This is a genomic window from Streptomyces sp. NPDC052301, assembly GCF_044593395.1.
In the GTDB taxonomy this organism is placed as follows: domain Bacteria; phylum Actinomycetota; class Actinomycetes; order Streptomycetales; family Streptomycetaceae; genus Streptomyces.
Window position 1 is genome coordinate 296,489 of record NZ_JBIUBE010000007.1, and the last position, 12,160, is coordinate 308,648.

General features: G+C 68.3%; 11 protein-coding genes. 1 reads left to right on the top strand and 10 read right to left on the bottom strand.

Annotated features, from left to right (window positions below):
* Positions 1-37: 37 nt before the first annotated feature.
* From ACIHEJ_RS21890 to ACIHEJ_RS21905, 4 genes are all read right to left on the bottom strand, one after another.
* The gene (locus ACIHEJ_RS21890; protein ID WP_400138124.1) at positions 38-409 is read right to left on the bottom strand and encodes an FKBP-type peptidyl-prolyl cis-trans isomerase; all 372 of its coding nucleotides are present in this window, start codon (positions 407-409) and stop codon (positions 38-40) included.
* A gap of 92 nt (positions 410-501) precedes the next feature.
* The gene (locus ACIHEJ_RS21895) at positions 502-1,512 is read right to left on the bottom strand and encodes an FKBP-type peptidyl-prolyl cis-trans isomerase (RefSeq protein ID WP_400138126.1); all 1,011 of its coding nucleotides are present in this window, start codon (positions 1,510-1,512) and stop codon (positions 502-504) included.
* A gap of 143 nt (positions 1,513-1,655) precedes the next feature.
* A complete protein-coding gene (gene pafA, locus ACIHEJ_RS21900; protein ID WP_400138128.1) occupies positions 1,656-3,017 on the bottom strand; it encodes a Pup--protein ligase in 1,362 nt (453 codons plus the stop codon).
* Between the two features lie 9 nt (positions 3,018-3,026).
* A complete protein-coding gene (locus ACIHEJ_RS21905) occupies positions 3,027-4,286 on the bottom strand; it encodes an MFS transporter (RefSeq protein WP_400138130.1) in 1,260 nt (419 codons plus the stop codon).
* Positions 4,287-4,419: 133 nt separating this feature from the next.
* Here ACIHEJ_RS21905 and ACIHEJ_RS21910 point away from each other — a divergent pair, with 133 nt between their 5' ends.
* Positions 4,420-5,436: a LacI family DNA-binding transcriptional regulator gene (locus ACIHEJ_RS21910; protein WP_400138131.1), complete on the top strand. Its 1,017-nt coding sequence runs from the start codon at positions 4,420-4,422 to the stop codon at positions 5,434-5,436.
* A 69-nt stretch (positions 5,437-5,505) separates the two neighbouring features.
* On the opposite strand, the gene prcA is transcribed toward ACIHEJ_RS21910, so the two are convergent.
* The 6 genes from prcA to arc form a co-directional block, all read right to left on the bottom strand.
* The gene (prcA, locus tag ACIHEJ_RS21915; RefSeq protein WP_400138132.1) at positions 5,506-6,252 is read right to left on the bottom strand and encodes a proteasome subunit alpha; all 747 of its coding nucleotides are present in this window, start codon (positions 6,250-6,252) and stop codon (positions 5,506-5,508) included.
* A gap of 62 nt (positions 6,253-6,314) precedes the next feature.
* Positions 6,315-7,160, bottom strand: a complete 846-nt coding sequence (prcB, locus tag ACIHEJ_RS21920) for a proteasome subunit beta (protein WP_400138134.1) — start codon at positions 7,158-7,160, stop codon at positions 6,315-6,317.
* On the bottom strand, positions 7,112-7,717 hold the full coding sequence (locus ACIHEJ_RS21925; RefSeq protein ID WP_400138136.1) for an endonuclease VII domain-containing protein: 606 nt from the start codon (positions 7,715-7,717) through the stop codon (positions 7,112-7,114). Before ACIHEJ_RS21925 ends, prcB begins: the two co-directional genes overlap by 49 nt.
* Positions 7,718-7,766: 49 nt before the next feature.
* On the bottom strand, positions 7,767-7,985 hold the full coding sequence (locus ACIHEJ_RS21930) for a ubiquitin-like protein Pup (RefSeq protein WP_366011036.1): 219 nt from the start codon (positions 7,983-7,985) through the stop codon (positions 7,767-7,769).
* A gap of 172 nt (positions 7,986-8,157) precedes the next feature.
* Positions 8,158-9,669, bottom strand: coding sequence for a depupylase/deamidase Dop (dop, locus tag ACIHEJ_RS21935; protein WP_400138138.1), 1,512 nt, complete (start codon positions 9,667-9,669; stop codon positions 8,158-8,160).
* Between the two features lie 233 nt (positions 9,670-9,902).
* The gene (gene arc / locus ACIHEJ_RS21940; RefSeq protein WP_400138140.1) at positions 9,903-11,669 is read right to left on the bottom strand and encodes a proteasome ATPase; all 1,767 of its coding nucleotides are present in this window, start codon (positions 11,667-11,669) and stop codon (positions 9,903-9,905) included.
* Positions 11,670-12,160: the final 491 nt, after the last annotated feature.

The following is a 12,160-nucleotide window of genomic DNA, read 5'->3' on the forward strand; positions in this document are numbered from 1 at the left end:
GACCCGGCCCGTGGACCGGGCAGGCACCGGACGGGGATCAGACCCCGAGCAGGTCCACCACGAAGATCAGGGTCTCGCCGGGCTTGATCGCCGGCGTGGGGCTCTGGTTGCCGTAGGCGAGGTGAGCCGGAATCGTCAGCTGACGACGGCCACCCACCTTCATGCCCTGCACACCCAGGTCCCAGCCCTTGATCACACGGCCGCCGCCCAGGGGGAAGCGGAACGGGGTGCCACGGTTCCAGCTGGCGTCGAACTCCTCGCCCGTGCTGAAAGCGACACCCACGTAGTGGACGCTGACGTTCTGGCCGGCCTGCGCGACCGGCCCGTCGCCCTCCCAGATGTCCTTGATCTCGAGGTCCGCCGGGGGCTCGCCGCCCGGGAAGTCGATCTCGGGCTTCTCGATGCTCACGTCAAAAGCTCCTGCTTGTGTACGACACGAAACGCGGACAGTCTTTCATCTCCGCAGCCCGCCCGCCCGCCAGCACACCCGGCCGCATCGCGCTACATCGTCGCGAGGATGTCCACCGTGTAGACGAGCGTGGAGTCCTTCTTGACGACCCCGCCGGGCGGAGTGGTGGTGTACCCCAGCCCCGGCGGTACGACGACCAGCACGCGGCTGCCCACCTTCTTCCCGGTCAGGCCCTGCGCCAGCCCCTTGACCACCTGCTGGATCTCCGCCAGCGAGAACTGGGCCAGACGCCCCGAGCCGTACGTCTGCACGAAGGTCTTGCCCCCCTCCCAGACCAGGCCCTGGAACTGGCACAGGACCGTCTGGTCCGCCTTGACCTCGGGACCGTCGCCCTCCAGGACATACGTCGAGACGAGCTTCTTCGGCGGGGCCGCTTTCGGGGGAACGGTCACCTTCGGCGCCTCCCCCTTGGCGTTGGTGCCGGCGTCCACCGTCGGCAGGGCGGGGTCGTTCGGGGGGACCGCCTTGCCGTGGGCGGAGCTCGAGGAGTTGAAGGAGTCGATCACGTCGACCACGAAGACCATCGTGTCGGTGCCCTTGATGCCCGCCTGCGGTTCCCCCGACGTGCCGTAGCCCCAGGTGGGCGGCACCGCCATCAGGACACGGCTGCCGACCTTCTTGCCTGCCAGCGCATACCGCCAGCCGTCGATGCTGCGGCCCTGGGCGAGCTGGATGACCAGCGGACTCTTACGGTCGTAGGAGTTGTCGAAGACCTTGCCGGTGGCCCAGATCTGGCCCAGGTAGTTCGCCTGGACGAAGTCGTTCTCCGCGACCGGACGGCCACTGCCCGCGATCACCGTCTTCACCGCCAGGTCCTTCGACGGCTCCCCCTGCCCCTTGGCCACGGTCGGCTTCTCGCCGAACTTCGTGCCCGCCGTGATCGCCGGCAACGGCCCGTCCACGATCTTGGGCGGGGGCGCGCTCGACGCCGACGGCGACGGCGAGGCGCTGACCTTGCCGGAGCCGGACTTGTCGTCACCGCAAGCGGCGAGCGTGACCAGTCCCGCGGGGACGGCTGCGAGGAGGAGTGAACGTCGGCGCACGGCAGAGCCTCGTAATCGGTCGATCTTGTGGATGGCGTGCGCGCAACTCTACGACGTGAGAAGGGCGCCGTACGGGAAACGTACGGCGCCCGTGTGGCGTTCCGGCATTTCGGAGCCGCAACGCTTGACTCGTCCTGCTTCCGCTACATTCCGGCGATCAGCTTCTCGACCCGGTCGTCCACCGAACGGAACGGGTCCTTGCACAACACGGTGCGCTGGGCCTGGTCGTTCAGCTTCAGGTGCACCCAGTCGACCGTGAAGTCCCTGCGCTGTTCCTGTGCCCGCCGGATGAAGTCGCCGCGCAGCCGGGCCCGAGTGGTCTGCGGCGGAACCGACTTGCCCTCGAAGATCTTCAAGTCGTTGCAGACCCGGGCGGTCTGACCCTTCTTCTCCAGCAGGTAGTACAGGCCACGACGGCGGTGGATGTCGTGGTAGGCGAGGTCTATCTGCGCGACCCGCGGATGCGACATCGTCATGTTGTGCTTGGCCCGGTACCGCTCGATGAGCTTGTACTTCATCACCCAGTCGATCTCGGTGGCGATCCGGTCCAGCTCCTCGGTCTCGATCGCGTCCAGCGTACGGCCCCACAGCTCCAGGACCTGCGCGACCGTACCCGTACGGATGCCACGGCGGTCGCAGAAGTCCACGGCCTTGTCGAAGTACTCGCGCTGCACCTCCAGCGCCGAGGCCTCCCGCCCGCTCGCCAGCCGCACCTTGCGCCGGCCGGTGATGTCATGACTGACCTCACGGATCGCCCGGATCGGGTTCTCCAGGGTGAGGTCACGCATCACGGTGCCCGCCTCGATCATGCGCAGCACCAGGTCGGTCGCGCCGACCTTCAGCAGCATCGTCGTCTCCGACATGTTCGAGTCGCCGACGATGACATGCAGCCGGCGGTAACGCTCGGCGTCCGCGTGCGGCTCGTCACGCGTGTTGATGATCGGCCTCGAACGGGTCGTCGCCGAGGAGACACCCTCCCAGATGTGCTCCGCGCGCTGGCTGACGCAGTACACCGCCCCGCGCGGCGTCTGCAGCACCTTGCCCGCACCGCACAGCAGCTGCCGCGTCACCAGGAACGGGATGAGGATGTCCGCCAGCCGGGAGAACTCCCCGTGCCGCGCCACCAGATAGTTCTCGTGACAGCCGTAGGAGTTGCCCGCCGAATCGGTGTTGTTCTTGAACAGGTAGACGTCGCCCGCGATTCCCTCCTCGTGCAGGCGTCGTTCCGCGTCCACCAGGAGTCCTTCGAGAATGCGCTCGCCGGCCTTGTCGTGGGTGACCAGTTCGATCACATTGTCACATTCGGGTGTCGCGTATTCCGGATGTGAGCCCACGTCGAGATAGAGCCGGGCGCCGTTTCGCAGAAAGACATTGCTGCTGCGGCCCCATGACACGACACGGCGGAAGAGGTACCGCGCCACCTCGTCAGGCGACAGGCGGCGCTGTCCCCTGAACGTGCACGTGACGCCGTACTCGTTCTCCAGCCCGAAAATGCGGCGGTCCATGAGTGAACATTACGCCCGATCCCCTGAGCTGAAACGGGGTTCGACAGCACGATTTGGATCAGTTTCCGATGAAGCCGCAACAACCCCGCCCCGCGCGGGAGCTGCGAGGACCCGCCCGGTCGCCAGCAGGACCAGCAGCGACACCGCCCCCGCCACCCCCGGAAGCGCGAAACCCCACAGGGCACCACCGGCCTGCACCACCGGCCCCGCCAGCCCCGTACCCACCGAGGCACCCACGGTGAACGTCGTCACAAGCCAGGAGAAAGCCTCGGTGACCGTCCCGCTCGGCGCATGCCGGTCCACGATGATGAACGCACAGGCGATGCACGGCGCCAGGAACACCCCGGACACGACACTCAGCAGCACCATCGCGAACGCCCCCGGCATCAGCATCAGCGGCAGGTAACACACCGCCAGAAGAGCCACGAGCACCCGCAGTCGCCGCTCCGGCGCACCCGCCCACCGCCGCGCCCCGTACCCGGCACCACCGACCAGCGCCCCCAGCCCCAGCCCGGCCATCAGCCAGCCGTAGACCGCGTCACCGCCGTGCCCGTCCGCGTACGACACCGACGCCACCGTGATCGAACCCAGCGCGATCCCCACGAACAGGAACGCGCCCAGCAGCGCCAGCAGGCCCGGCGAACGCAGCGCACCCAGCCAGTGCGCCTCACGCGGCGCCGAACGCCACGCACGCGACGGCGCGGACACCACCACCGACAGCGCACCCAGCACACCGAGCAGATTCAGCACCAGCAGAGCCGCACGCTCGTCCCACAGCGACACGCACAAGGTGACCAGCAGCGGACCCACCGTGAACATGATCTCCTGCGCCACGGCATCCATGGCGTACGCCGTGTGCACCTGCTCCTCACGGCTCAGCACCGACGGCCACAACGCCCGCAGACCGCCCTCCAGCGGCGGCGCGAACAGCCCCGCCGCCGCGACCGCCCCGTAGGCGAGCGGCAGCGGATCCACACCGGTGAACGCGAACACCGTCATCGACACGGCCGCCAGGACCGCCGCGGGCAGCTGGACGCGCGGCTGGCCGTACAGGTCCACCAGCCGGCCCAGCACCGGCTGACCCACGGCGTTCGCCACCCCGTACACCGCCGCCAGCCCGCCCGCGAGAGCGTACGTACCGCCCTGGGCACGGACGAACAGCACCAGGGCGATCGCGGCGGTCGCGTTCGGCAACCGGCCCACCAAGGTGCCGGTGAGCAGCCGCAGCGCATGCCGCGCCCGCAGGATCTCGAGGTATCCCGTGGCCATCTGCTGCCCTCCACCGACTCCGTCGCGGCGCCGCGACGCCTCAGGTTGTACGTATAACTTCCTCGCCCATACGTACCATGTGCGCTGTTCACACGTCCAGACGAACGACCGCACCCCAAGGAGCAGACCCACGGTGGCACGCAGCAGCACGCGCCCGACCAGCCGTGACGTCGCCCACGCGGCCGGGGTCTCCCAGGCAGCCGTCTCCCTCGTCCTCGGCGACAAATGGCGCGGCCGCGTCTCCGAGGCCACCGCCGAACGCGTCCGCGAAGCCGCACGCGACCTCGGCTACCGCCCCAACCTCGCCGCCCGCAACCTCCGCCTCGGCCACACCCGCACCGTCCTGCTCGTCGTCCCCGCCCTCACCACCGAATTCTTCGCCGGCGTCTACACCGGCGCCGCACGCATCGCCGCCGAGAACGGCTTCGGCGTCGTGCTCTACCCCTCCCCCGAAGGCATCGGCCCCGCCCGCGACCCCTTCGCCTCCGCCCAGGCCGCCCTCGACGGCGTCATCGCCTCCTCCATGGCCGCCGACGCCCTCACCGCCATCCGCGGCGACCAACTCCCCCTCGTCATGCTCGACAGCGACCCCCACGGCAGCCTCGGCGCCGCCACCGTCAACCTCGACATCGCCGACGGCATCCGCCAGATCACCGACCACCTCCTCGCCCTCGGCCACCGCCACGTCCTCCACCTCGCCGCCGACGTCCCCTCCTGGACCTTCGACGTACGCGCCCGCGAACTCGCCGCACGCATGGCCGCCCTGCCCGGCACCCGGATCCGCACCGCCCGCGCCCCCATCTCCATCGACGGAGCACTCACCGCCACCGAGACCGCCCTCACCGCACCCGGCCCCCGCCCCACCGCCGTCATCTGCGACGACGACAAACTCGCCGCCGGCGCCTACAAGGCCCTGCGCCGCCTCGGCCTGCGCATCCCCGACGACATCTCCGTCACCGGCGTCGACGACCTCGGCCTCGCCACCGCCATCGACCCCGAACTCACCACCGTGCGGCTCGACGCCGAACGGTTCGGCGAACGCGGCATGCACGCCCTCCTGGCCGTCCTGGACGGCCGCGAGCCGGACCGCGGCGACATCCCGGTGGAACTCGTCGTCCGAGCCTCCACCGCCCCACCAGCAGCCCACTAGACACCCACACGCCGTGTGCCCCGGCCGCAGCTGCGACCGGGGCACACACGAACAGAACAGGGCGGCGGACTACTCCTCCTCGGACTCCTCCGAGCTCTCCGCCTCCGTCGCCGCACCGTCCGCCTCCAGCAGACGGCCCAGCTGGCGCCCGACGATCCGCTTGAACTTGCGCTTCTGCGGACGCGTACGGTCCAGCACCGCCACCTCCAGGCGCTCCGCGGGAATCTCCCGCTCGCTGCCGTTGGTGTCCCGGGACAGCGCCTGCACCGCCAGCTTCAGCGCCTCCGCCAGCGACATCCCGTCCCGATGACGCTGATCCAGGAAGCTGCTGATCTGCTCCGCATTGCCACCCACCGCGACCGAGCCGTGCTCGTCCACGATCGAGCCGTCATGCGGCAGCCGGTAGATCTGGTCGCCCTCCGGGGTCTCCCCCACCTCGGCCACCACCAGCTCCACCTCGTACGGCTTCTCCGCGGCCGACGAGAAGATCGTGCCCAGCGTCTGCGCGTACACGTTCGCCAGACCCCGCGCGGTGACGTCATCACGGTCGTACGTGTAGCCCCGCAGATCCGCGTACCGCACACCACCGATCCGCAGATTCTCGTACTCGTTGTACTTGCCGGCCGCGGCGAAACCGATCCGGTCATAGATCTCGCTGAACTTGTGCAGCGCACGGGACGGGTTCTCACCGACGAACACGATGCCGTCGGCATACTGCAGCACGACCAGGCTGCGGCCCCGGGCGATGCCCTTGCGGGCGTACTCCGCCCGGTCGGCCATGGCCTGCTGAGGTGAGACATAGAACGGCGTCGACACCGGTTATCCGTCCCTTTCTGTCATGGTCACTGGATCACCTTGTTAAGAACCGGGGCCCGCCCTCAGAGCAGGGCGGCCTTCGGACCGTCGGGCTCCTCCAGCCGCCGCTGGAGCACCGCATGGGACAGCTCGGAGGACTCCTCCTCCGTCAGCCGGCGGAAACCGTCCTCGGTGATCACGGTGATGATCGGGTAGATCCGGCGGGCGACATCGGGACCACCGGTCGCCGAGTCGTCGTCAGCCGCGTCGTACAGAGCCTGGACCACCAGCGTCGTGGCCTGCTCCTCGGTCAGATCCTCACGGAACAGCTTCTTCATCGCACCCCGCGCGAAGATCGAGCCGGAACCCGTCGCCGCGAAGTTGTGCTCCTCCGAACGGCCGCCCGTGACGTCGTACGAGAAGATGCGCCCCTTCTCCCGGTCCACGTCGTACCCCGCGAAGAGCGGCACCACGGCCAGACCCTGCATGGCCATGCCCAGGTTGGAACGGATCATCGTCGACAACCGGTTCGCCTTGCCCTCCAGGGACAGCTGAGCACCCTCGACCTTCTCGAAGTGCTCCAGCTCCAGCTGGAAGAGCTTGACCATCTCCACGGCCAGACCGGCGGTGCCGGCGATGCCCACCGCCGAGTACTCGTCCGCCGGGAACACCTTCTCGATGTCCCGCTGGGCGATCATGTTGCCCATGGTGGCCCGACGGTCACCGGCGAGCACCACGCCCCCCGGGAAGGTCACCGCCACGATGGTCGTGCCGTGCGGCGCCTCGATCACCCCCTGGGTGGGCGGCAGCTGCCGCTTGCCGGGCAGCAGCTCGGGCTGGTGCTCGGAGAGGAAGTCCATGAAGGAGGAGGACCCTGGCGTCAGGAAGGCAGCTGGTAGACGCCCGGTGCCACGAGTATTGGCTTCCACGAGTTTCCTTCCAGGTAAGAGGCGGCCCGGCGAACGGCGTCGGGATCGTCTCCCAACTTGCCGATGGCCGAATTGCAGTTGAAGCACAGTACGCCACGGACCTTACCCGTCTTGTGGCAGTGATCCACATGTACGGCCGGAGCATTCAGGCAGATCACACACAGTCCGCGCTGGGCGGCGACCATGGCGTCACGCTCGGCTTCGGTGAGGCCGTAGTTCCGCTTGAGATGGTCGGCACGCCCTTGGGTCGCACGGCATGCCTTGCAACGCGTAGAGAGCCCGTCGGACGCCGTCGCGTTCTTGTGCCACTCGCCGTGAGGCTTGACCTCGCCGCACGTCCGGCAGAGCTTGTGCCCGGCCGGGACGTCGACCTTCTCCCGGACCGGCTTGCCCACGGCCTCCCGGCGGAGCCGGTAGTGCGCAGCGCTGTACTCCGCCACGCACTCCCGGCAGTACACCTGGAGGCCGTCACGCCGGTTCCGGTCCCGTGCGAATGCCGCACGAGACTGGACTCGCCCGCACCTGCCGCATTCCTTCGCGTCCGGTTCCTCAGCCACCGAATCCCCCCGCGACTTTCAATTCGAAGGCAAAGTGGCCAGTTCGCCTTTACTCCCCGCCTTTTTGCACGAACGAGCGCACGAAGTCCTCGGCATTTTCCTCGAGTACGTCATCGATCTCGTCCAGCACCGAGTCCACGTCGTCCGACAGCTTCTCGTGCCGTTCCTTCAGGTCCTCCGAGGCCTGCGCGTCCTGCGTCTGCTCCTCGACCTGTTCCGTCGAGTGCGTGGCCTTCTGCTGACCGCCGCCGGTGTCCTTGGTTGCCATAACCCTCACCCCGCTCAGTTCGCCTGCCGATCGGTGATGATCAGACCCTACAAGCCGGGTCCGACATCGGCCCCGCAGTTTCCTCAACCTGCGGGGGCCACCTCGATGATTCCCGGACGGCGGGGTTTCCACCCTGACCGCCCGGGGCGGTACGAGTACCCGCTGATCGCGCTCACCCGCCCGACAGGACCCTGACCAGGTCTTCCGCCGTGCGGCAGCGGTCCAGCAGCTCCTTGACGTGATTTCGCGTTCCGCGTAGCGGTTCCAGGGTTGGGACACGCTGGAGGGAGTCCCGGCCCGGGAGGTCGAAGATGACCGAGTCCCATGAGGCCGCGGCCACGTCGTCGGCGTACTGCTCCAGGCAGCGGCCGCGGAAGTAGGCCCGCGTGTCCTCCGGGGGCTTCGTACGGGCTCTGTCGACCTCGGACTCGTCCAGGAGCCGCTTGATGCGTCCGCGGGCCGCCAGACGGTTGTAGAGGCCCTTCTCGGCGCGCACGTCGGCGTACTGGAGGTCGACGAGGTGGAGGCGGGCGGCGTCCCAGTCGAGGCCGTCGCGGCGGCGGTAGCCCTCCATGAGTTCTCGCTTGGCGACCCAGTCCAGTTCGCCGGCGAGGCTCATGGGGTCGTTCTCCAGACGGGTGAGGGTGTCCTCCCAGCGGGTCAGGACGTCCTTGGTCTGGTCGTCGGCGTCGGCGCCGTAGCGCTCCTCGACGTACTTGCGGGCGAGCTCGAAGTACTCCATCTGCAGTTGGACGGCGGTGAGTGTGCGTCCGCTGCGGAGGGTGACCAGGCGCTTGAGGGAGGGGTCGTGGGAGACCTGGTGGAGGGTGCGCACGGGCTGGTCGACGGCGAGGTCCACGGCGATGAAGCCGTCCTCGATCATGGACAGGACCAGGGCGGTCGTGCCCAGCTTGAGGTAGGTGGAGATCTCGGAGAGGTTGGCGTCGCCGATGATCACGTGGAGGCGGCGGTACTTCTCTGCGTCGGCGTGGGGCTCGTCGCGGGTGTTGATGATGGGGCGCTTGAGGGTGGTCTCCAGGCCTACTTCCACCTCGAAGTAGTCGGCGCGCTGGCTGAGCTGGAAGCCGTGTTCGTGGCCGTCCTGGCCGATGCCGACGCGGCCGGCGCCGGCGAAGACCTGGCGGGAGACGAAGAAGGGGGTGAGGTGGCGCACGATGTCGGAGAAGGGGGTTTCCCGCTTCATCAGGTAGTTCTCGTGCGTGCCGTAGGAGGCGCCCTTGTTGTCGGTGTTGTTCTTGTAGAGGTGGATGGGCTGGGCGCCGGGGAGCTGGGCGGCGCGTTCGGCGGCCTCGGCCATGATGCGCTCGCCGGCCTTGTCCCAGAGGACGGCGTCGCGGGGGTTGGTCACCTCGGGGGCGCTGTATTCGGGGTGGGCGTGGTCGACGTAGAGCCGTGCGCCGTTGGTGAGGATGACGTTGGCGAGGCCGATGTCCTCGTCGGTGAGCTGGCTGGCGTCGGCGGCTTCCCGGGCGAGGTCGAAGCCTCGGGCGTCTCGCAGCGGGTTCTCTTCCTCGAAGTCCCAGCGGGCCCGGCGGGCCCGGTGCATCGCCGCCGCGTAGGCGTTGACGATCTGGGACGAGGTGAGCATGGCATTGGCGTTGGGGTGGCCGGGGACGGAGATCCCGTACTCCGTCTCGATGCCCATTACTCGCCGTACGGTCATGCGGCCCTCCTTGCCCGGCGGCACCCTCGGTCGTGGGCGCCGCTCGCGTACCGCTGGCGCTCCGGTGCGTGTGCGGTGCCCGTCCCCGCACTGCGCGTTTCGGCGGTAGGAACGAGCCTAGAACGCCTTTGTGCTGGTGGGGAGATCATTTGCGTCATTGACTGCTCCGGTCGTGGCCGGAAAAACAGTCGGCTGCGGGTACCCCGGTGAGGGCACCCGCAGCCGCCCTGCTTTTACAGGTACTGACCGGTGTTCGCCACCGTGTCGATGGAGCGGCCGGTGTCCGCGCCCTGCTTTCCGGTGATGAGGGTACGGATGTAGACGATCCGCTCGCCCTTCTTTCCGGAGATGCGGGCCCAGTCGTCCGGGTTGGTGGTGTTGGGGAGGTCCTCGTTCTCCTTGAACTCGTCCACGCATGCCTGGAGGAGGTGGGAGACGCGGAGGCCCTTCTGGTTCTTCTCGAGGAAGTCCTTGATGGCCATCTTCTTGGCGCGTCCGACAATGTTTTCGATCATGGCGCCGGAGTTGAAGTCCTTGAAGTAGAGGACTTCCTTGTCGCCGTTGGCGTAGGTGACCTCCAGGAAGCGGTTCTCCTCCGATTCGGCGTACATCTGCTCGACCGCGGTCTGGATCATGCCCTGGACCGTGGTGGACTTGTCGCCGCCGTGCTCGCCGAGGTCGTCGGCGTGCAGCGGGAGGCGCTCGGTGAGGTACTTGCCGAAGATGTCCTTGGCCGCTTCGGCGTCGGGACGCTCGATCTTGATCTTCACGTCGAGCCGGCCGGGGCGGAGGATGGCGGGGTCGATCATGTCCTCGCGGTTGGAGGCGCCGATGACGACCACGTTCTGCAGGCCTTCCACGCCGTCGATCTCGGCGAGCAGCTGGGGGACGATGGTGTTCTCCACGTCCGAGCTGACGCCGGATCCGCGGGTGCGGAAGAGGGATTCCATCTCGTCGAAGAAGACGATGACGGGGGTGCCCTCGCTGGCCTTCTCGCGGGCGCGCTGGAAGACGAGGCGGATCTGCCGCTCGGTCTCGCCGACGTACTTGTTGAGGAGCTCGGGGCCCTTGATGTTGAGGAAGAAGCTCTTGCCGGCGGCCTGGCCGGTGACCTCGGCGACCTTCTTGGCGAGCGAGTTCGCGACGGCCTTGGCGATGAGTGTCTTGCCGCAGCCGGGCGGGCCGTAGAGCAGGACGCCCTTGGGCGGGCGCAGCTCGTGCTCCCGGAACAGGTCGGGGTAGAGGTACGGCAGCTCGACCGCGTCGCGGATCGCCTCGATCTGGTTGCCGAGGCCGCCGATCTGCTCGTAGCCGATGTCGGGGACCTCTTCGAGGACGAGTTCCTCGACCTCGCTCTTGGGCACGACCTCGTAGACGTAGCCGGAGCGGGGTTCGAGCAGGAGGGCGTCGCCGGGGCGGATGGTGACGTCCAGCAGGGGCTCGGCGAGCCGCACCACCCGCTCCTCGTCGGTGTGCCCGAGGACGAGGGCGCGCTCGCCGTCCTCGAGGATCTCCTTGAGGGTGACGATGTCGCCGACGCGCTCGTACTCCATGGCCTCGACCACGTTGAGCGCTTCGTTGAGCATGACTTCCTGGCCGCGCCGGAGGTCGTCGAGCTCGACGCTGGGGCTGACGTTGACCCGGAGTTTGCGGCCGCCGGTGAAGATGTCGGCGGTGCCGTCCTCGTTCGCCTGCAGGAAGACTCCGAAGCCGGCCGGTGGCTGGGCGAGCCGGTCGACTTCCTCCTTGAGGGCCACGATCTGGTCGCGGGCCTCGCGGAGGGTGTTGGCCAGTCGTTCGTTCTGGGCGGACACGCCGGCCAGGTTCGTCTGCAGCTCGACGATCCGCTCTTCGAGAATCCTCGTGTGTCGCGGAGAGTCGGCGAGCTTGCGGCGCAGGACGGCGATCTCCTGCTCAAGGTAGGCGATCTGCCCGGCCGGGTCGTCGGACCCGCGTCCCGGGCGGATGCCGCGGTTCATGTCGTCGTCGTGGGCTGCCACGGTCCTCACCTCCTCCAAGGGGAGCTGGACGCTTCCAGACCCTACCTGGGTGGGTGTCGATTGAAACCCCTAGATCACCAAGACTGTCAAGGTGTGTCGTCGGTCACCCGGTGCGCTCTCCCTCGCACGGAGGGAATACCCACTCAACGTCTTGCGGAAGCAGCTTGTTCCATGCATGGCGTGGTCGAAACCCTTCGGGAGTGGCCGGAGTTGTCGGTTCCGGTGTGAGCGGCCGGTGCGCGGGCAGCCCTGGGGGACGCTCGTGCGATCATCACGCAGAGCGATGATTTGGGTGGCTTGTGTCACTGCGGGTGCGGCCGGTTCCGGTCGTCCGCGGGCCGGGTGCCTCCTGTTCCGGTCGGGCGCTCGTACCCGAGGGGGTGGGGGTGGAAACCCGGGAGCGGTCGAACACGGCCGGAATGTGGGCGGAGGTAGGGTCGGGGGTGTTCAACCGCCGCTGGTGCGGACCCGGCTGGCCCGCGTGGCGCCGG